The sequence below is a fragment of the Draconibacterium mangrovi genome (genome assembly GCF_010586825.1).
In the GTDB taxonomy this organism is placed as follows: domain Bacteria; phylum Bacteroidota; class Bacteroidia; order Bacteroidales; family Prolixibacteraceae; genus Draconibacterium; species Draconibacterium mangrovi.
Window position 1 is genome coordinate 57,711 of record NZ_JAAAGB010000006.1, and the last position, 21,664, is coordinate 79,374.

The following is a 21,664-nucleotide window of genomic DNA, read 5'->3' on the forward strand; positions in this document are numbered from 1 at the left end:
TCATGAAAAATATATATTTATTGTTTTGCTTTGGTGTATTTCTGCTGACAGCCTGCGATGAATTGGTTGATGTTGACGCCCCGACTAATCAGCTGGGCACCGAACAGGTATTTGAAAGCCCGGAAACCGCAAATGCAGCTCTTGCAGGTTTATATGCCGATTTACGCGACGGATCAGTTATTACAGGTGCCGGATTTTATACCGCCGGTACCTTAATGGCTTCTTATACCGACGAATTGGATTGCTACACCAATGACCAGGACGGGATTCTGGATATATACCGAAACCTGCAGCAGGAAACCAATACGGTTATTTCAAATATATGGAATACCGCCTACGGGCAGGTCTATTATGCCAATTCCATTATTTATGGGGCGACACATTCAACAAAACTTTCTGATACCGAAAAGAATCAAATTACGGGGGAAGCCCTGCTTATCCGTTCCCTCATTTATTTTTATCTGCAACAGTTTTTTGGCGATATTCCTTATACCAGTAGTTTGGATTATGAATACAATCGTAATCTAACTAAAACAGATGCTACGGCAGTATTGGAACAACTGGAAACCGATGTAACAGAAGCGGCTTCGCTTTTAGAGGATGAATACCGTGACTCAGAACGTATTCACCTGAACCGAAAGGCTGCGCAACTGCTGCTGGCCCGCATTTACCTGCTCAGGGAAGAATGGGAACTTGCCGAACAAACAGCAGGTACGATTATAGAATCACCCTTATACGAGTTTGAGGAGGATATCAACGAAGTATTTCATAAAACGGGCAAGCATATTCTCTGGCAATTGCAACCGGAAAACGATGGAGATGCCACCGAAGAAGCCTCCTTTTACTATTTTTCTGATGCGGCCCCCAGCGCTTATACGCTGGCACCTGATCTGGTTAATTCCTTTGATAATAACGACCTGCGCAAACAGGAATGGATAGCCGAAGTATCTTTTGATGGTGAATCGTGGTACCGGCCGTTTAAATACAAAAACAAGGATAACGGGTCAAATGACAATGAATACTCCGTTATTTTTCGCCTGGCAGAGCCCTATTTTATTATGGCCGAAGCGCTGATCAAACAAAACCGGCAGAATGAAGCTTTACCTTATTTGAATGCGATCCGCGAAAGGGCCGGGCTGACTGCGCTTACCTCTTTATCTGGCGAGGATTTCATTAATGAACTGTTGGCAGAAAAGCGCCGCGAATTCTTTACCGAGTTTGGACACCGTTTCCTTGACCTGAAACGGACAGGGTACCTGAATGAATTAAGAGCGGTAAAAACGAACTGGGAAGATTATATGCAGGTATGGCCATTGCCCCAAAACGAATTATTATTGAATCCTAATCTCAACCCTCAAAATACAGGTTACTAAGGCATGAAAACCGCAATTCTTTTCATAATCCCGGTTCTGCTGATTCTGGCAGGCCGGGAATTAACTGCACAAAGCAGACACGACAGCCTGTCCCGGATTGCTAATGAAGCATCACATGACATTAGCGGTACTGTAATGTCCGAAGACGGCAACTGGCTTACAACACGCAAGCGGAGTAGGATGCCTGTAAGGGAAATAGGAGATATGGACAAGGATACAATAATCTTGTTCGACCTCCGTGATCCGGTGAGACACAGTATTACGGGATACAGGCAAAACGTATGGAAAGTGGCGTTTGTTGACAACCACCACTTATTGTTACAATATGAACGGCAAACCGAGCTGCTTGACCTGAGTAAACAATCCAGTATTTTCTATAAAGGTGTAAAAAGCATACAATCCCTAAACGATCACGGGAATTTCCTGCTGCATTACAACCAGGAACACAACAACAAGATTGAACTACGCAATAACAGGGGGGATTTGATTAATGCTGCAAATCATGTGACCCGTTTTTATCCCACTGGAAACAACCATATTTATACCATTACAGACAATGGAGAAAACAGGTATGAAATCCTTCGGTTTAAAGGAGAATCCACAGAAAAAGTGTACGAAACTACACGTAAAATTGTCTCTTTGGTCACAGTCCCGGGAGAACAAGGGATTATAATCTGTGAACAAGTGACTGAGAATGATTGGCAGGAAATTGTTTACCTGGATTTAAGCAATAAAATAACTTACCCTTTAAAAGAAATTTTACCCTTAAACTTTCAAAAGGGATCTATTGAAATAATACCGGAGAGTAGTAGCTATTTCTTAAAACTTAGAATGCCACGCAAAAAAGGAAGCGACTCACCGGTTGATATCTGGTACGGAAACGAAAAAGGACTGAGACAGAAATTCTTTCCAAACAGAGACAGTTGTTTTGTGTGGGAGCCTGAAAAACGAAGGGTACAGCGAATAGGGAACAATCAACTTACTAAAAATGCAAACATCGGAAGTAACCGTTATTTCCTGAGTCTTGACCCTTCTTACTTTCAAGACTATCCCCAGCCTCCCCGGTATAAGGTAAACGTTTACGACCGGCAGAAAGATTGTTATACACTGATGGATACTACATCCCGGAATCTATATACTTCACCCGACGGACGGAATGTTTTGTACAAAAAAAACGAAGCATGGTCTTTATATCATATCCCCACCGGCACTAAAAGAACGATCAGTAACAGTAAATTAAATACTCCCTATTTTGTAACAGGCACTGACACTGTACTGTTCGAAGGCGAAGGCGGACTATTACGTTACAACCTGACAGAGAAAGAAGAGTCCGTACAATTGGGCAGTTTTGAAGGCTGTCAGGTTACCATCCTGAACGGGTCATCACGCAATACGTTGCCGGGACTTAATTTTTTCGAAAAAATAATTATGGCAGAGCAAGCTTTGTTGCTTAAACTATATAACTATCAGAAAAATACGAGTACTTATGTTTTGTGGCAAAGCGGCAGGCAGGATACGGTTATCGCGCCAACAGGTAAGCGCATAGAAAACCTTGATTATAATAGCACGTACAACCGTTTCAGCTATACCGAAGAGGATTACAACCACCCGCCACGCCTGGTTTATAAAGAAATGGGAAAAAAGAAACGGGTTATTTATCAAAGTAATAAGGCCGACAAAGCAGTTTTATCCCTCAAACAGGAAATTGTTTCCTATACCAACAGCGACAGTATTCCCATGAAAGGTGTTTTGTATTATCCGGCAAACTATAATCCTTCCCTAAAATACCCGATGGTGGTGCACATTTATCAGAAACAGCGTAGCCTTTCAAACCTGTATCCGTATCCATTTTATTATAACGGGCTCGGATTTAATATACGTTTACTTATTGAAAAAGGCTATTTTGTGTATTTGCCTGACATTGTCATCCAGGGAAAAGACGGCCCTGGTATGGATGCACTGGATTGTGTAAACCATGCTCTGGATGCTTTAGACGGCAATCCCTTAATCGATAAAAACAAAATTGGCTTAACCGGTCATTCCTTTGGTGGTTATGAAACCGACTTTATTGCTACCCGGTCCAACCGTTTTGCCGCTTATGTTTCCGGCTCAGGGCATAGTGACATTAATTGGGCTGCCAATGCTTTCAATTATAATTTCCTTTTCCCGGATTATGTAAGGATAGAAGCCAATATGTATAAACTGGGTGTAGCTTTTTGGGAGAATAAAGCATTGTATCTCGCAAACAACCCCATTTATCAGGCCGACAAGGTAAATGCCCCGGTGTTGTTATGGTCAGGTCTGGAAGACCAAAATGTAACCAGCGACCACAGCATGGCCTTTTACAATGCCCTGCGCAGGAACAAAAAAGATGTGGTGGCGCTATTTTACGAGGGCGAAGGGCATAGCTTAATAAAACCCCGGGCACAATTCGACCTGACAAGTAGAATTCTGGATTGGTTCGATTACTTTATGAAAGGAAATACAGATATCGAATGGATTAATAAAAGACTCAATTGACCTCCATATGTTGAAAGTCGGAAACGGGAAAAAGCATACAGGACATTTAGCCTGTAAGGTTTTGGAAAGTATGATAGAAAGGAAAGATATTCTTTTCCTACAAAATGGGAGGAAGGGGGTGCCTACGTGGCATCCCCTTTCTTTCTCAATTCGCAGGCTTGTACAATGACACTGAACACTCAGTATCAGCCTGGAACAAACTGTGGATAGTTGAACCATCATCCCAGGTACATAAATCCCCAGGTGTGGTGGAACACATTTCCGGAGATTGACGACATTCTCCCGTAGAGCTGTCGATATAATATCCGGTTTGCGAATTAGCATCCGAATTTTTTGCAACGTTAGTTGCAAGAGCGGCACCGGCTCCTATCAATATAATAGCAGCGGGTAAAATAAGGCTTTTTAAATTTTTCATAATTAAAAAATTAAATTATTGCTTACTCTGTTTTGGGTTTTCAGCTTCCCCCGTTTTGAAATTCGCCGTCACCGCTTGCGCAAAACGGTAGCGCACGATTTCACTGCCACGCAATACAAATAGATAATTATCTGTGGCAAGCATTTGAGACATTTTGTTTTCCCCGCGGTGGTATATATAGAAACTGCCCAAATACTCTTGTTTTCCGGTACTGTACATGTCAACAATGGCAGCTTGTTGCCATGCCTTTCGGGATTCGAATTTTCCCATTAACATGGATTCATTAAACAGCACTTGTTTATACAGCACGGATGTCTTATTTACCTGTAGTGGTGGTGCATCAAGTTTATGTCTTCCGTCAGATAGCCTTCGTACTTGCACCTGAGCATGAGATATGGTATCAATGGTATGAAGTTTTTGCAGAAGTTGTAGTTCCTTGTTGATCACCAGAATTTCGTTACGGTAGCTATAGATGTAAGCCAGTTCGTCAGTGCTGTTATCACGAAGTAACTTACCATCTGTATCAAACATTCCGTCTATCTGTTTTTCCAGCAATCCATAGTTGAGGGTTACTTTAGGCTCCCGGTTGAGACTGAGCCTCCCCAATACCTGGGATTTGGTACTTCGGCTTTGTGCCCTGAAAGCAAAATTAATGGAGTCTATCACTTGCAATTGAGAAAAATAACAGTCTTCAAAACTGATTGTCCGAGCTTGCGAATCGCCCAGCTTTCCTCTGTATATTATCGGGATATTGCCATCATATACATAAAAATAAGGAGATTCTATTTGTATTCTTATGGAACGAAATGGAAGGGCAGTATTGTCAAGCTCTAATTTAGCCTGCACTTTAGTTGTCAAAGAGGTATCCACGCTGGTTAAAACTAATGGAGCAGTATAATTTCCAAGATAGATCTGTCCATAGGCCATTCCTGCAAAATAATAGGAATTTGCTCCCAGATCTAGTGCCTTTTCGTCTCTAAGAGAATGTTGCCCAAACCGGCGAATAAAGTTGTTTTCTTTTTTTATGATATGCTCCGACGACAAAAAGAGCCCCACAACAACACCTGCTGCCAGCAAGGATGGCAAGGATATTTTGAAAAGTACCATGTGTTTTCGTGTATGCTTCTCTTTTTCTGAAAATGCGATTGCGAGAAGAGCGAGGATTACGAAAGAAAAATTAAAAATCATGTGCTCCGTCCAGTTCAATTTTTCAATGATACCTCCACACGAGCAGGGAACAAAATCGCTGTAATTCAGGATCAGATAAATATAGATGGTAAAAGCGATCATTAGAAAGAATGATCCATAAAGACCTGTTAGACGAGTCTTTCTAAAAATCAATAATAAGGACAGTATGAATTCCATGCATATTACAACGGGTGCAACCACGCCGGCATATGCGCTTAGTAATGGTGACTGTGCTAACTGTACGGTGAAGTTTTCATAGTCCAGCAATTTGCTGAATCCGGCATACACAAAAAGCAGGATATACAAATGGGAGGTGACCGGAACCAGAATTGAAAAGTGTTTTGTCAGGAGCTTTTTCATAGCTTATAAATGTTTGTTTTAAAGGTCTGTCTGCGGGAGAATGTAATCTTCAGGTTATTGAACAACTAGTGGTTGATGTATATTACCGTTCTCCCGTTAAATATTTGAGGTCATGTTTTTGCCTCAATACATTTACAAAGGTACAGTTGAGCCGGGTCATTCGTCTGAACCTGTATTAACAAATGAACGAACCCGGATCAAAAAAAATCTTAACCGAATGATGGGGCACTCTTAAAGAATCACAATTCAAAATGTGCATAATTGCAACTGATCATCCTATATGATGAAATCAGAACTTCTGAACAATCAGGGATGCCCTTTCTTTCGAAGCATTCTACTAAGTGACTGTGGGGCTATGTTCAAATAAGATGCTATGATATCCTTCGATACTTTTAATTCGATATCCGGATGTGATGCTAATAAGTGCAGGTACCTTTCCCATGGAGAGTTCACCGCTAATTGCCGGGATCTTTGGGCAAAAAAGTAAACATACTGAAGGGAAACACAACGTTCAAAAACACTCGCTTCCGGGAACTCATGAAATATGTCCTGCAATTGGGGATGAGAGATCGAAAGCAATAAACTTCCCGGCATCACTTCAATATTAACCTCTGATGTCTTGCGCTGAAAAAAACTCACCGGATCACAAACAATACTCTGTTCTTTCCAAAGAATGGAAGTAAGTTCCCTTCCGCTACGATCGTCAAATGAAAAGCACCGGGCAATGCCTTTCTCCACAAAATACATATAATCTGACCGATGCCCGGCATTAAGTAACAATGACCGGTATCTGTGCTCGGTTATGGTTAAACGTTCTTCAATGGCTGCAACCAGCGCATCAACATAGGATCGTTCTGTAAGTTTTTTGGGCAAGGGTCTCATTTTAAAAATGACATCATATAAACTGTGTTTTTCCATAGCTAAGCTTGTAATGAGTTCGGGTCAAAATCTTAAAAAATTAAAGTCTCCATTTAATGGAGCAGGTGTAATCTTTATCACGACGACTTTATTGCTCAGATCCTGGCCTAAAGTTTTTAATCTTTGTTATACTTAAAGCTTTTCCAGATCTGCTTTGCCTATATCGATAAATACCGCATGGTTGATCGCTTTCAGGCGAATTCCAAAACGGCTGTTATTACGTCTTTTAATCAGGATTCCTTCATGCCCTTTTAAGGGACCAGAAACGATTCGTACATGTTCTCCGCTGGAGAATTGATTTTCGACTGTAATCACACTCCCTAATTCCAACATTTTCCGTATTCCATCTACCTCCTTTTCCGTTATTGTGGATGGTTTACCGGCAAAAGAAACAAAGTTTACAACCTGAGATATTCTTCGAATGGTATATATTTCATGGTGATAAGTAAAGACAAATAAGTAATTAGGGAATAGCGGGAACCAGATCTTTTTTCGTTGTCTGTTTTTCCACAGTCTTGATTTGGGAATTGCAGGACAAAATACTTCATAGCCATGATTCGAAATTAGCCGGGTTGCAATTCTTTCATTACGTGGACGAAGATAAAATACATGCCATGCTTTTTTCGTGAAATCATTCTGCGTTTCATGAAATTGTGCCCCTCCTCTCATATGAATAATTCTGTCTGGCATGGTATAGATTTAATGGTGTATATTAAGCACCCTTTTTCTGTGAATTATACTATACAACCAAATAAATATTGGTTAATAATCCTGTCGTATAGCTAGAGTCTATCTGGTTGTTCTTTCATATAATTATAACTTTTTCAGGAAGTCATCTTTACTAACATTTGCAGTTGCCGAGCATGCCAAAGGCACGTCGCTTAGCACAAATAATGTATGTATAGCGTCCAATAAAATACCATATATGCGGTATGTAAATATATGAAAAAATAATCCAAACAAAAAAATGGTTAGCGATACCATATGTTATTTTCGATCATAAAAATGATTCTTTCATTTGCTTAATCATGCTTTTTACGTAAGTTTGTTAGCATTAGATCTACAGTGTTATGACAACAAAAGAAAGAATTATTGAAGAGGCTTTTAAATTATTTCTGAATAATAATTATGAAAAAGTAAGTATTTCTGATTTGGAAAATGCAATCGGGAAAACAAGGGGAGCAATATTCTATTTTTTTAAAAATAAAGAAGAAATATTTAACGAGGTAATAGATACCTACCTGATTAAAACGCAGGATCCTTCTGTGAAATTCAAATTCGAAGACAATATTTCTCTTGAACAGTTTATTAAGCTATATATCAGTGGAATAAATACCACTATGTCGAAGATGTTATCCATTTCTGTAGTCAATATTTACAAGCATTATTTTTCCCTGTATCTCCAGGCAGCTCGAATCTATCCAAACTTTTCTGAGATTATGACACGTAACTCAATTGAGGAGACCAACATGTGGGAAAAAGTGATATCCAGAGCAATACAGAATAAAGAAATAAAGGCAGTAGATACCAAGCATTATGCAACTCTTTTTCGAAGTTGTTTTCTGGGTCTCGCATTCGACAGATGCCTTTTATACGGGCTAAATACAGAAGAATTATTTACGCTTTATCAAACCATTTACCAGCAAATAAAATTAAAATCCTAACTCATTCATAACAATTGTATGTAAATTTTACTTACTTTTACATACCAACCATTATAATTTATTGTTATGAATAAAAATGTTTACATCTTATCCGTCAGCAAATTTTTGCCCAATTCACCCGTCGAAAATGAAGATATGGAACAATATCTGGGCTTAATTAATGAAAAACCGTCAAGAGTAAGGCGTATTGTATTGAAACAAAATGGAATAAAATCCAGGTACTATGCTTTGGATAAAAAGCAAAAAATTACCCATACCAATGCAGAGCTGGCATTCCGTTCCATAAAGAAATTATTTCCTGATGAGAGAATTCCGGAGGATATTGATGTATTGGCATGTGCCACTGGTAATCCTGATCAGTTGTTGCCATCCCATGCATCCATGGTTCACGGACTGATGAAAAACAGGCCGATGGAATTGTATTCAGCATCCGGGGTATGTCTTACTTGCCTTCAGGCTTTTAAAACGGCCTATCTGTCTGTATTGTCTGGAGTTTCTTCTAAAGCAGTCTGTTCAACTTCGGAGCTCGCTTCTCCTACATTGTTATCAAAAAACTATGAAGAAGAGTATGAACATTGTTCGAAGGTAGGAAAAGATCCGTATATGGCATTTGAAAAGGATTTTCTGCGCTTTATGCTTAGTGATGGTGCCAGTTCGGTATTACTCTCTGACAAAAAGAACGATAATGGAATTTCATTTAAAGTTGAATGGGTTGAAATGACTTCCTATGCCAATGAACTTCCAACCTGTATGTTTATGGGAGCAGAACTTCGTGAAGATGGAGAACTCACCAGCTGGAAGGAATTTGAAAGCCGGGAACTTGTCAATCGTTCCGTAATGACAGTAAAGCAGGATATTCGCTTGTTAAAACCAAATATTATCCGTTACTGGGTAGACCATCTGGAATATTGTCTGGAAAAATATAGCCTTGATCCAAATGACGTCGACTATGTCATCCCTCATGTTTCATCTATGTTCTTTTATGGTAAGCTTGCCGAGGGAATAGAGGCCAGAGGTTTAGATTTAGGGACGAACAAATGGTTCACCAATCTTACTGAAATTGGGAATATTGCCTCTGCTTCTATTTTTGCAGCACTTGATGATTTGTCAAACTCAGGGAAACTTAAAGAAAATGACAAGATCTTACTCTTGGTCCCTGAAAGTGGACGTTTTTCTTATGGTACGGTTTTGTTGACCGTTAAATAATTGCGAAATATAAAAGACGAACATTATTTGAAACTAAAGTTAGAAACACAAAAACATTAATAGTTTTATTCAATAGTTATTTTCCATACGTTCCTGTGAAATACATATTGTAGTAAAAGCGTAACAATGGAATTTTTAGAACAATTAAAGACACATAAGGCCTCAGACGGACATAAAAGCACAGCTCTTTAAGTCTTGTGCGAAATTGTATACGTTTGATATGACTCAATAACCATGATGTTAAATGGTCATATTAAACTATGCGGGAAAACGAAAATAGAAGTATTGAAGAAGCCACAGAAAGAGTCAAAAAGAGACTCTCATTGGAGAAAATACGTTCTATTCCTAAATACAGAGATTTGACATTTTCCGATTATGAAAAGCTTATTAAAGATTCGGAAACGATTGCTTTGATGATTTTGAAAGCCTTTATGTTGAAAAAATAACTGCATTAGTATTGGGTGTTTTCGCAATTTCCAAGGATTATCATCCCTTTCCAAGAAAATTCTTCAAGCCATGAATGATTTAAGTCTGTTCAAACAATTTGCTCCACAAACCCCAAAGAAATTTGAGGAGGGAAACAACGCTGTAATTTACACCCGTGTATCATCAGCAGATCAAGAAGATAATACCAGCCTTGGCTCACAAAAAAGATATTGCGAGATGTACGCGAGCAAACGAGGTTTAAGTGTGGTTGGTTATTTCGGTGGTACGTACGAATCGGCAAAAACGGATGACAGGAAGGAATTCAATAGGATGCTAACCTTTGTAAAGAGGTCTAAAAATGTCAGCTATGTAATTGTTTATTCCTATGAAAGATTTTCACGTTCAGGAATCAATGGTGCATCGATTGCCGATGAATTACTTAAAAAGTATGGAGTAATAACTTTGGCAACCACACAGGAGCTTGATCCAACAACACCATCTGGCTCTTTCCAACAAAAAATACTTTTCCTGTTTGGGCAAATGGATAATGAACTCAGGCGTGATAAAGTTGTAACAGCAATGAAAGAGCTTCTGATGAAGGGTTATTGGGTGTGGGCTCCTCCAAGAGGGTACAAAGATTTGAATAAAGGCAAGGCAACTGAGAGAAAATTGGTGGTTGATGAAGAAGGGAAACTTCTAAAAAAGGCATTTGAATGGAAAGCTTATGAGGAGTTGTCAAATGCTGAAATTGTAAGGCGCATGAAGAAGATAGGTGTAAAACTATCGGAAAAACATATAAATAATCTATTTACCAACCCTTTCTATTGTGGTTTAATTACAAGCAAACTAATTCCCGGGGAAGTAATTCAAGGCATGCACGAGTCACTTGTTACAAAAGAATTGTTTTTAACCGTGAATAATATAAAGCAAGAAAAGAGAGTGCATGGTTTTATTTATAAACACGAGAATGAGAATCTGCCACTAAAAATATTTACAAAGTGTGACAAGTGTGGAAACACAATGACAGGTTACTTGGTGAAGAAGAAATCGTTGTATTACTATAAGTGCAACACAAAAGGGTGTGGCTCAAATCGAAGCGCCAAGGTTATGCATGAGCTTTTTAGAGACCTACTTAAGAATTTTCAGATAGGGCAGGAGGAAATGGTTCTTATCAGAGTTCAGCTTGAAGAACAAATGGCCGGTTTCTTTAAATCTGCTACAGAAGAGATAAAGACTTTAAAGAGTCGTTTAAGGGAAATAGAACGGAAGATGGAAACAATGGACGAACGTTTTGTAATCGGTGAAATCCATCGTGACTTATATGAGCGGTTCAGGCCAAAATATGAAAAAGAACATTTCGAAATTGAGCAAGAATTAAGCAAGACAGGTAGTTATTCATCGAACCTGAAAAAGGTGATCGATTTTGCTGTTAGAATATGCCTGAATCCCTTGGAATTGTGGGATAATTCAGATTTATACGGAAAGCGTATATTCCAAAAATTGTTGTTTCCTGAAGGAATTGTCTATAATCGAGAAAAAGACCAATATCGAACCACCAGAATAAATGGATTCTTTTCTCTAATCCCAGAGATATCAAGGGATTTGAATGGTCATAAAAAAAGGGATTCTGTTATTTTTAACAAAATCCCCAATTGGGTGGGCCCACCTGGGCTTGAACTTGTTTTTTAATGTCCATATAGTCAATGTGATAGAGTGATTCGTTTTCTTCAACTCCCGAATTCTACACCTTTTGTTTGCATCATGTATTAGAACTTCTCCATAAAAATAAAAAACTCCCCGATGAAAACAAAGGGGAGTTTGAATGTGAATGTTTACGAATTAATATTCGTTCGATGATTTAATTTTTATTTAGAATAAGCTTTTTTATCTCCTGTGTGTTAAAAGTACTGACCTTTACTAAATACATACCACTAACATGCTCCGACATATCGATAACTATTTTATCGGTTGGCTGATAGGTCTTTTGAAGTACTTTTGTTCCATCGATGGATAAAACTGTTACTTTGATCTCCTCTAACGGTAATTTATTAAATTCAATATTTAGCTCACCTTCGCTTGGATTTGGATATAGGTTACATTCGCCCAACATTAACTCTTCCACAGAGACAGGAGGATCATATAAAGCAGTAATTGTTAAGTCAGAGGTAATATTGTCAAAAGGAACATCCCACCCTAAGAAGGAACGCCCTTCTAATGTCGGATCAGCCGGGGCAGTTGCCGAACCATTTTCAGCAACTTCTTCCATTTTTATTACTGTACTATCCCCATTAACAAAGGTCACTGTATATATAGGCAAGTACAGAGCAGTAACTGTTAAATCCGAAGTAATATTATTGAAAGCTACATCCCAGCCCGTAAAGGAATAACCATCCCGTGTTGGATTATCGGGTGCTGTTGCCGAACTATTTTCTGTTACTTCATCTGTTTTCAGAACGTTGTTATCCCAATCTACGAAGGTCACAGTATAAGTAATAGGATTAGCTGTGTACTGAGCTGTTACAGTCAGATCTGAAGTAATATTGTCGAAAGTTACATTCCAACCGGTAAAGGTGTAACCCTCGCGTGTTGGGTCAGCTGGTGCAGTTGCAGAACCATTCTCTGCAACTGTTTGGGAATGTAATTCTGTGCCATTCCAATCAACAAAGCTTACAGTATACATTGTTACATTTTGCGAGTATTGAGCAGTAACTGTTAAATCGGAAGTGATATTATCAAAAGGTACATCCCAGCCAGTAAAGGTGTAGCCATCGCGTGTTGGGTTAGCTGGTGCAGTGGCCGAACCATTTTCTGCTACCTCTTCTGTTTTCAAAACAGTGCCATTCCAATCAACAAAAGTTATAGTATACGTTCTGGCAATTACAGATAGTTGATCTTCTAATATCCACCCCGCAGAAAAATCTATAGTATTCGGCCCCGATGACGTTTCATCGTAAATCGTTTCCCAATTATTCTGATCACGGATGGCGGCACCAACAGAGATATTTCCAGTTTCCAAATTTGCCGGAACAGTCCAGTCAAAACTCATATAAACTGTACCCGACTGTGTATCAATGGCTATGGAGTATGAATTATCTGCATCAACCTGATGTGTATCGTAAATAACATCACCCGATTTGTTAAATAAATTAAGGACACCCAAAGGCAAGATTGCGCCTCCTGAATTACTAACTGAGAAAGTAATACGAGCTGTTTCACCTGGTTGAAATTCAGATTTTATGGTTCCCGGATTAGAAGTATTGGATCCTCCTGAAGTATCTGATATTCGATATAGTTTTAATTCAATCTCAGGATCAGTAATATTTGAATCAGTTACAACTTGTATTCCTTCTTCAACAATAGTACATCCATTAGCATCCGTTATCTGAAATTGTAAATTGTAGGTGGTCTCGGCATCTAAGCCATCATATATTAATGGAGAAGTCTCAATTGCATCCCCCTGATTAAATGAACTTGCATCAGGAGTACCAACTACTTTAAGTTGGTATGGCGCAATACCTCCGGAAATTTCAATATTGGAGAGTGTGAATGAATTTGAAGTCTGACTTATTGAATAATTTATTAGTTGAACTAAATCAGGTTCAGATATATGTACTTCTTCTACCTGGCTATACTCAATTCCGGCTTCATTTTCAGCATATGAACAGACATTATAGGTTCCTGCTTCAAGATTTTCAATTATCGCCTCAAATATTCCTTCACCAGCTCCCTGACTTACAAAATTACCATCAATTGATGGATTCCCAGACTCACTCCAGCAAACTCCTTTATCAAAAATATTTCCATTTTCTAATATTACAGAATAGTTTATTGTTATTTCACCATCAGAGGATGAATTGCAACTAGCATCAGATATAGAAGTACTAATAATAGCTACGTCAGGAAGGTTAATAATACACTTATTTCCGGTATCACTTGCTTTGCTACTTTCTCCACAAAATCCATTCGCGGATACTGAATAAGTTGCAACATTTGAAGTTGCATCATAATAATCATATGTTGTATTGACAATATTTGATGCAATCATATTATCATCTTTATAAATATTATATGATGTTGCTTCAGAGAATTCATCCCATGTTATTCTTACTTTATCACAATAGATACCATCACTTGCCTGTACGTTGTTAGGTGCAGAAATTTCAGGTGCTCTAAATCCTGAATCACTTGTTTTATCACTTTCTCCACAGTTGCCATTCGTTGTTACATAATATTCTGTCTGTACTGTTGGGGCATCAATATCTTCAAAATTTGTTTGCGTAATTTCATTACCAATTTTTATGTTTCCCCGGTAGACATTGTACGACACAGCTCCGTAAACATCATTCCAACTGATATTTACCTTATCACAGTATGTTCCGTCACTGGCTACAACGTATGTAGGAGCTTGGGATTTTGGAGTTTTATAACCTGCATCATAAATTCTATTGCTTTCGCCACAGTCTCCTATTGCAGAAACAGAATAAGATGAAGAAGTTGAGTTTGCATCATAATCATCAAAACTTGTTGAAGCAATATTACTTGCAATTATTTCATTATTTCGATAAACATTATAACCGTAGGCACTGCTTAAAGCATCCCAGGATATGTTTACTCTATCACAATAGGTTCCGTCACTTGCCAGAATATTCTCCGGTGAATCCATAGTTCCAATGCTAAAAGAAAAACCATTACTTGTACCGGCACTATTAATTACATAAATATTTCCAGCTTCAATTCCAGAAGGTACTGTGCATTGAATACTTGTATTTGACCAACTATTTATAGTTGAGGAAGACAGGCTATTAAATTTAATTGTGCCTTGTTGCGTTCCAAAATTGGTTCCATTGATTGTTATTATATCATTTCCACAAAATGAGTTTTCTGAAAGAGAAGTAATTGATGGAAGAGGATCTAGTACAGTAATAGATAACATACGTAAAAAGTAATCACCACCTGATAGCTCGGCACCCATATAAAACTCATAAACCCCTGCTGGTGTATTATTTGGAATTTCAAATTCGTATTCAGCTGTTTTATTACTATTGAATAAATCTACATCTTTATACCAATCATCTATTTCGACATTTCGGTAAATATTAGGACTCCACGTATTAAATGTTGTTCCGTTACATGTTCCAGTAAAAAATACACTTTCTCCCGGATATCCTGACACATTTGTTGAAGTGTATTCAACAACACCACTTTCTGAACTGCCAAAGCTCACCCATGCAGCAGCATCTCCCACCGTATTTATATATTCACAAATAAGTACATCTGTATAGCTATTGTACTCTCTAAAATCTTCTGTATCTATATCTTTTTGTGAACCTCCATCCTGACTTATTTCAATTTTTCCATTTCCGATGTATTGTATGGTGTATGTATGACCCTCAAAGGTTACAGATTGGTTCTCGGCATCCATTTTAACCTCTCTCCATTCTGACTTGACGTAATACTCACGTGTTGGGCCATCGGCACCAATAATTACAGGTATTGACTTTGAATTGTTAGTATTATCTACATCTTTATCCGGATAAACCGTAAAAACTATTTGATGTGAACCATCAATGTTATTTGGAGTCAAAGTTACGGATTTCGTTAGTATTGATCCTTTAGGACATTGCGCTATAGTTCCTGATTCTGAATCTTCCAAATCTCCATTAGGTGAAAACATCTCAAATTTGTAAGGGAGATTATAATAAATTTTGTCCTGCGAGTCTGACATGTTAACGTACTCTACAGAAACACTCACATTTTGTGCATCAAGCATGTATTTTGGAGTGGCACTAATTTCATTTGTAACCATATCCCATCCGTTGACACTTTCGTTAACATTAACTTTTAATTCTCCGGATGCAGGAAATCTGAGTTGCCCTCCAGAATTGGATATTGCTTCAAAATGAAAATCATAATCTCCCATACTACTGAAATTCTTTGTATATGTATATGTTTCGCCGGAAGATGGAGAGTCGCCAGATCCGCTCATCGCATAGGATATTCCTTCTATTACTGCATTAACTTGTTGTGGAGACAATCCTGACTCATCAGCATAAATTACGGAAAACTGAAAATCATCTTTTGTGGTTCCTGTTTCATTATTTACTTCTCCCTCGGTTAAAGAATTATTGCCATCATCAGTAGTGAAGGTTAAAGTATAGTTTGGGCCTTCAGTTCCATTATTGTCACCGTCAAGACTGTTGCCTGCCATATCTTTTATCCCGGTGGATAGGGTAACTATTATATCTTCATTATAGTCAAAATCAATCACAGGTTCTAAAGTCATCAGGTTACTACTATCACTATATTTTAAGCCAAATGTATGTATCCCGGAATTTGAACCAACCAAATTGATGTTTGCACTCGTCACAGTATTAATATCCATCTTCTCACTAAATATGAGGTTTATATCAGTAGTGATATCAGATGTAAAATTGGTTTGAGTTACAACGGGGGGATCATTATCAATAATTACGTTCAAATTCACTTCTTTCTTATCAATAATAGTATAAACTCCTGATAATGTTTCCCGATATAAATAGATATTGCATACTTGTGACTCTGAAGTTGGAACAAAATCGAATGTAAAAATGTTTTCTTTTTGCGAATCGATAAAAACACATTCTGAACCAATATTAAGGTTTGCAGATGAATAATCTTGCTCCCATTCCCAAAGAGGTTTATCGGTTTCATTTTGGTTCCAGATTCCCACATAATAATTATCCCCATTAACCACTGATACATTAACTTTTAATGTATTCGATTTTTCAGAATAAATATTATCACATTCTATCTTGTCAATACTGCCACCGCCTTTAATAAAAATGTCGACTATACCATATGATATTGAAGTATAATTAGCAGGTAGACCATCAGGTATTTCATAAAAGTATTCACTACCCTCCTTTGCATATGGTCCATCCTTCCAACCATAGTTAAAATGAAATCTTGTGCTACCGTTCTCCGTAAGAAATCCATCACAAATTACACCGTGCCCACTACCGTCATCTTTGTAAATGGCTAACAGGCAGGGCATCCCATTTTCGATATTCGATCTTAATTTAGATGCGAAAGTGCCATCATAATTTAATCTTTCTGCATTTGTAAACCTAAATTTATCAGTTAAAGCTGTTGAGCGAAAGTGAGCTCCTGATCCAGTATATGTGTAATTCATTTGTAATGAAACGCCACAAGCATAACTCAGTCTTCCCTGATCAACTGTCGACAGTGGATAACTCAAATTTGATATTGATGCATCAACAGCATTCACAAACCATTCATTTGTCCTAGTTGTATAGTTGTCTTCTGATGAAAAAGATACGCTCATTGGATTTCCTGTAATCTCTCCCCAGTAATTCACAACCTGAGCCATTGCAGTCGCAGCACATCCAACGACTGCCTCTTCTTCTTGGTCCTCAGGATTTGGACAATAATCATTGAAAATCCCGCTTTGGTACCATGACGTTTGGATTAATCCACCTGTTGTACTGCTGCCTAATAATGGTATCTGATATGATTCATCAATTGTCGCATTTTTTAAAGATAAATCATTCCACTTTGTTTTATTTTTTTCAATTCTAGATTGTGGAATCTTATTGTCTTTTAACGCTTTATATCTAAGTTTTAATTCATTAGATAAAAAATCAACAATAAAGTTATCGGCATTACTGCTAAAATCCCCTTCTCCAGAGAATGCAAACTCAGGCGTTAGTTCTCTAAATTTCGGGATTAGAGAGAAACCTTCGGGAGAGTAATAAACCATATATCCAATTGTTGTTCCATCGACAACAATTGAATCCATTCTTTCAATATTAACTGTTTGTCCGCTTTTTAGCTTGTTTTGCTGGAAATAAGACTTTTGAGAAAGCTTATTAGCAATGTTACTAATTTCAGTTTTTGAAACTTCTTGTGATAAAGTATTATTACAAATAAATACATTTATCAGAAACATAATTAGTAAAGCTCTTTTCATACCACAACATATTTTAGTTAAACATTTATTTTTTATTATTAATCTGGTGCTTTAGGGTTAACAAAAAAACCTGCAAGGCTGTATAACCTTGCAGGTTTTTACGGTCAGGTCAACGCCTAAACCTTAGTGGCCACAATATCACTTTGCATTCCAGCCTCGTTATCGCCGAGGATTAAGCAGGCGTAATATTGTGTACCGCTTTCCATGGGGTGGTTATCAAAATAAGGGCTGAGTGAATTCATGTTTACTGTATTCGTGTATGGTGCCATAAAAGTTTGGTTTTGGTTGTTTCATATTTTCTTTAAAAATAACAGTGAGAAGTTAAGTATCGCCAAATAAAGCTTAACGCTTATTGGACCACGCTTTTTTATGATTAAAACTACTGTTCATAAGAACGAGCAAAATCCAAAATTTAGGGATCATATTATTTTATTCAAGATTAAATGCTTAGATAGATTTATTGAGACACATCTTTTTATGATTAAACATCATTATTTCACAAACAAGCTATTACAGAATAAAAATCGAAATGCTTATATTGCGAATAAGAAAATACAAATTGTATTTCTTAAATACCCAGCAACAATGTGTGATACCTAAATTCGCCTATAAAACAAAAAGATTAAAAACCAAATTGCCCAATTAAAAGTGTCCGCTAATGTCCATTTACAGCACATTTATTATTGATGACGAACCCGATGCCGGGAGATTGTTAGAGAACCTGTTGATTTCGCATCCAGCTATTCATGTGATAAAAACTTTTACTGATGCTTACGAGGCCTTGGATGCCCTGATGATAGAGCAGCCATCCATAGTGTTTTGTGATATTGAAATGCCGGAAATTTCCGGCATTGAGCTATTGGAACAAGTAAATAAATATGTGCCGCAAACCAAAGTTGTTTTTGTGACAGCCTATAAAGATTATGCATTGGAAGCCTTGCAAAACAATGCTTTCGATTTTATTTGCAAGCCCATAGACAAGTCTGATTTACGCCGGGTGGTCCATAAATTAATGGCAGCTTTTCAATTGCAACAACCAGCAAATGAAACGGAAGACAATAGGCGTATTCTTTTAAAAACAACTGAAGGTCATCATTATGTAGCGATTGACGAAGTGTTATACCTTGAAGCCGACAGCAACTACACTTATCTTGTATTGAAAGATGGACGTAAGTTGTTATCAAGCATCAACCTGGGGAAAATACATGCACTTTTCGCCGAAGCAGATTTTATACGCATCAGCCGCAAACATGTCATCAACAAACAATACCTAAGCTTTATGAATTTTTGCAAAAAATACTGTATTGTTTCAAACAACGGAGAGGAATACCAACTGGAGGTTAGTGTTAGGATGAAGGACCTGAAGCAGGAATTAAGTTAACCAGTCATATTCACAGTCATCAAGAATCTAGCATGGAAACCAAACTTAAAAATATCTTTTCCAATCCGTACCTGCAATCGACTTTCGTGGGGGCTTTGGTTACCTTTCTGGTGATTTTTGTTTGGGATGCACCCATTACTAAATATAAGGTGGAGATTGAACCATTTGCACACAAATCAGATGAGAAAACGCATTGGTTTATTGGAGATTTTGATGATGACGGAAATAGCGAACGAATCAGATGTTTCCAAGGCTATAACTCCTCCTCTATGGATATCATACATTACGATAAAGATGGTAACCTGAGTGATCATTTTCATTTCCCTTTTTCTGATTGGTATTATCGACTGGTTCCAAAGATATTCGACATCGATGAAGACGGCACAGAAGAAGTATTGTTTTTTACAACCCGAAATGATTCGATATTTCTGAATGCATTCAATCTAAAAAACTTTAACTTAATAATCGATCATCTATATTTTAACCAATTTGAACAAAAGAGAACTAATTATGCACATTTCTCACAATTTAATGAATTTGGAGATTTTAATGATGACGGTAAGAATGAGCTGTTCTTTACTTTCGACGCAGGATTTGGCCTTTATCCACGGGGATTATTCAAACTTCAGTTCCCATCCTTAGATATACAATCATCTCCAACAGGCTATATGCTCATTAGCGAAATTTTTTTTAACGATTTGAACTATGATGGAGTTCCAGAATTATTTTGTCACACTTCTTCTCCATCTAACGCATCGGGATATAAGAATAAATATTCAGATACGATAAGTTATCTTACGGTATTGGATTACAACCTTAATCCTATTTTTGAACCTATCCCTTTCGGTCCAGAATACTCTTCTGTAATAAGCATGCCATCACCAAATCAGGACTCGATATTCTACTCCATGTATTTTTGTCGTTCAAATTATAGTGAGCCATTTAAAATAATGGTTGTAAACAGTTCTGGAAAAATAATCAATGAAAAAAGCTGGAAGAATATAGCAAATCCGGAAGATCGATATCGAGGTTTTAAAATCATTAATGGCAAATCTTATGTTTTTTTCCATGATGTTGGCAGATTTGAATTAACCCCTTCACTTAATCGGCTGCCTGATAATTTAAATGCTGGTCAAAATGCACCTAATAGAACTCCCATCTGCTTAATGGATTTCAACAATGATGGCTGGGATGAATGGACTTATTGGAACAGAAAGGATGTAATAACCATATATAATGAAAAAATTGAGGAAGCAATTAGTTTTGACTCCCCATTGTCGATAAATTCATTTTTCAAGATATTTCCATTTTATGAAGGTCAAAAACTTACTAAATATTTCGTTGATACTGGTGCCGGTTATTTCTTTTTTAGATATCATAGGAATAATCTCTTCAATACCTTATATCTGATTTATTTTTTGATATTTTCCTTAACAAGTGGATTAATTTTCATCATACTTTATTTCCAGAAGCACATGATCGAGAGAAAATGGAACATTGAAAAACAACTTTCTGAACTGCAGTTTAATTCAGTAAAGAATCAATTGAATCCACATTTTCTTTTTAATGCTCTTAACTCAGTAGCCTATATGATTAACGAAGGCCGGAACGACGAAGCCTACGATTTCCTTGCTGTCAACTCGCGAATGATTCAACGGGTTATGAATGATGCTAAAGATGTAAAACGTTCTTTAACTGATGAAATTCAATTTACAAAGGATTACATCAGAATACAGAAACATCGTTTTAAAAATAGGTTTGATACTGAATTTATCGTTCATCCTGATGTTGATGTGAAAATGGAAGTTCCAAAAATGTGCATCCATACTTATGTCGAGAATGCGATAAAGCATGGTTTTCGAAATACGAAATCAGGAGGATTATTAAAAGTAAATATTGAGCCGGAAGTAAATGGGATTCTGATTACAATTTCGGACAATGGTATGGGCAGAGATGCTGCTTCTGAATACAAAGATTCATCAGGCAACGGTATTGCTATTATGAACGAATTCTATCAGTTATTCGAGAGATACCATGGTTATAAGATTTCTTGTAAATTGATAGATTTACATGATAATACAGGCACAGTTGTAGAATTAGTAATACGAGTGCAAACGTAAGTTTAAATATCCGTGTCAAATACCATTCAACCATTGTCTTCAATGTGTTTCTATACTTATTTAACAGCTTTTTAGGCACAAAGGTATCGGCTGTTGCTAGCATCGGTCCCCAAATGGTTAATTA

At 37.4% G+C, this 21,664-nt stretch carries 13 protein-coding genes; 7 read left to right on the forward strand and 6 right to left on the reverse strand.

What is annotated here, in order from left to right; all coding sequences use genetic code 11:
- Positions 1–2: 2 nt before the first annotated feature.
- Both G4420_RS15315 and G4420_RS15320 read left to right on the forward strand, forming a co-directional pair.
- Positions 3–1,373 carry a RagB/SusD family nutrient uptake outer membrane protein gene (locus G4420_RS15315; protein ID WP_163324822.1) on the forward strand — a complete coding sequence of 457 codons (1,371 nt, stop codon included), beginning with the start codon at positions 3–5 and terminating at the stop codon, positions 1,371–1,373.
- A gap of 3 nt (positions 1,374–1,376) precedes the next feature.
- Positions 1,377–3,893 carry an alpha/beta hydrolase family protein gene (locus tag G4420_RS15320; protein WP_163324823.1) on the forward strand — a complete coding sequence of 839 codons (2,517 nt, stop codon included), beginning with the start codon at positions 1,377–1,379 and terminating at the stop codon, positions 3,891–3,893.
- 145 nt (positions 3,894–4,038) lie between these two features.
- Here the strand turns inward: G4420_RS15320 and G4420_RS15325 are convergent, their stop codons facing one another.
- The 4 genes from G4420_RS15325 to G4420_RS15340 form a co-directional block, all read right to left on the reverse strand.
- Positions 4,039–4,308, reverse strand: coding sequence for a DUF6520 family protein (locus G4420_RS15325; protein ID WP_163324824.1), 270 nt, complete (start codon positions 4,306–4,308; stop codon positions 4,039–4,041).
- A 15-nt stretch (positions 4,309–4,323) separates the two neighbouring features.
- Positions 4,324–5,856, reverse strand: a complete 1,533-nt coding sequence (locus tag G4420_RS15330) for a DoxX family protein (protein ID WP_163324825.1) — start codon at positions 5,854–5,856, stop codon at positions 4,324–4,326.
- A gap of 306 nt (positions 5,857–6,162) precedes the next feature.
- A complete protein-coding gene (locus tag G4420_RS15335) occupies positions 6,163–6,774 on the reverse strand; it encodes a Crp/Fnr family transcriptional regulator (RefSeq protein ID WP_163324826.1) in 612 nt (203 codons plus the stop codon).
- 132 nt (positions 6,775–6,906) lie between these two features.
- Positions 6,907–7,464, reverse strand: coding sequence for a UpxY family transcription antiterminator (locus tag G4420_RS15340; protein ID WP_163324827.1), 558 nt, complete (start codon positions 7,462–7,464; stop codon positions 6,907–6,909).
- A gap of 380 nt (positions 7,465–7,844) precedes the next feature.
- On the opposite strand from G4420_RS15340, the gene G4420_RS15345 reads away from it, so the two are divergent.
- The 3 genes from G4420_RS15345 to G4420_RS15355 all read left to right on the forward strand — a co-directional run bounded on the left by G4420_RS15345 (position 7,845) and on the right by G4420_RS15355 (position 11,759).
- On the forward strand, positions 7,845–8,438 hold the full coding sequence (locus G4420_RS15345) for a TetR/AcrR family transcriptional regulator (RefSeq protein WP_163324828.1): 594 nt from the start codon (positions 7,845–7,847) through the stop codon (positions 8,436–8,438).
- A 66-nt stretch (positions 8,439–8,504) separates the two neighbouring features.
- Complete coding sequence (locus G4420_RS15350) at positions 8,505–9,644, forward strand: beta-ketoacyl-ACP synthase III (RefSeq protein ID WP_163324829.1); 1,140 nt, start codon at positions 8,505–8,507, stop codon at positions 9,642–9,644.
- A gap of 516 nt (positions 9,645–10,160) precedes the next feature.
- Positions 10,161–11,759: a recombinase family protein gene (locus tag G4420_RS15355; protein ID WP_163324830.1), complete on the forward strand. Its 1,599-nt coding sequence runs from the start codon at positions 10,161–10,163 to the stop codon at positions 11,757–11,759.
- A 169-nt stretch (positions 11,760–11,928) separates the two neighbouring features.
- On the opposite strand, the gene G4420_RS15360 is transcribed toward G4420_RS15355, so the two are convergent.
- Positions 11,929–18,039 carry an InlB B-repeat-containing protein gene (locus G4420_RS15360; protein WP_163324831.1) on the reverse strand — a complete coding sequence of 2,037 codons (6,111 nt, stop codon included), beginning with the start codon at positions 18,037–18,039 and terminating at the stop codon, positions 11,929–11,931.
- 116 nt (positions 18,040–18,155) lie between these two features.
- A complete protein-coding gene (locus tag G4420_RS15365) occupies positions 18,156–18,308 on the reverse strand; it encodes a hypothetical protein (RefSeq protein ID WP_163324832.1) in 153 nt (50 codons plus the stop codon).
- Between the two features lie 389 nt (positions 18,309–18,697).
- Between G4420_RS15365 and G4420_RS15370 the strand changes: the two genes are divergently transcribed.
- Both G4420_RS15370 and G4420_RS15375 read left to right on the forward strand, forming a co-directional pair.
- Positions 18,698–19,420, forward strand: coding sequence for a LytR/AlgR family response regulator transcription factor (locus G4420_RS15370; protein WP_163324833.1), 723 nt, complete (start codon positions 18,698–18,700; stop codon positions 19,418–19,420).
- 32 nt (positions 19,421–19,452) lie between these two features.
- Positions 19,453–21,540: a sensor histidine kinase gene (locus tag G4420_RS15375; protein WP_163324834.1), complete on the forward strand. Its 2,088-nt coding sequence runs from the start codon at positions 19,453–19,455 to the stop codon at positions 21,538–21,540.
- Positions 21,541–21,664 lie beyond the last annotated feature (124 nt).

Coding starts and splice junctions, on each gene's coding strand:
- G4420_RS15375 (WP_163324834.1), top strand. CDS start 19,453: ATGGAAACCAAACTTAAAAATATCTTTTCCAATCCGTACCTGCAATCG.
- G4420_RS15335 (WP_163324826.1), bottom strand. CDS start 6,774: ATGGAAAAACACAGTTTATATGATGTCATTTTTAAAATGAGACCCTTG.
- G4420_RS15365 (WP_163324832.1), bottom strand. CDS start 18,308: ATGGCACCATACACGAATACAGTAAACATGAATTCACTCAGCCCTTAT.
- G4420_RS15345 (WP_163324828.1), top strand. CDS start 7,845: ATGACAACAAAAGAAAGAATTATTGAAGAGGCTTTTAAATTATTTCTG.
- G4420_RS15350 (WP_163324829.1), top strand. CDS start 8,505: ATGAATAAAAATGTTTACATCTTATCCGTCAGCAAATTTTTGCCCAAT.
- G4420_RS15370 (WP_163324833.1), top strand. CDS start 18,698: ATGTCCATTTACAGCACATTTATTATTGATGACGAACCCGATGCCGGG.
- G4420_RS15340 (WP_163324827.1), bottom strand. CDS start 7,464: ATGCCAGACAGAATTATTCATATGAGAGGAGGGGCACAATTTCATGAA.
- G4420_RS15315 (WP_163324822.1), top strand. CDS start 3: ATGAAAAATATATATTTATTGTTTTGCTTTGGTGTATTTCTGCTGACA.
- G4420_RS15360 (WP_163324831.1), bottom strand. CDS start 18,039: ATGAAAAGAGCTTTACTAATTATGTTTCTGATAAATGTATTTATTTGT.
- G4420_RS15330 (WP_163324825.1), bottom strand. CDS start 5,856: ATGAAAAAGCTCCTGACAAAACACTTTTCAATTCTGGTTCCGGTCACC.
- G4420_RS15355 (WP_163324830.1), top strand. CDS start 10,161: ATGAATGATTTAAGTCTGTTCAAACAATTTGCTCCACAAACCCCAAAG.
- G4420_RS15325 (WP_163324824.1), bottom strand. CDS start 4,308: ATGAAAAATTTAAAAAGCCTTATTTTACCCGCTGCTATTATATTGATA.
- G4420_RS15320 (WP_163324823.1), top strand. CDS start 1,377: ATGAAAACCGCAATTCTTTTCATAATCCCGGTTCTGCTGATTCTGGCA.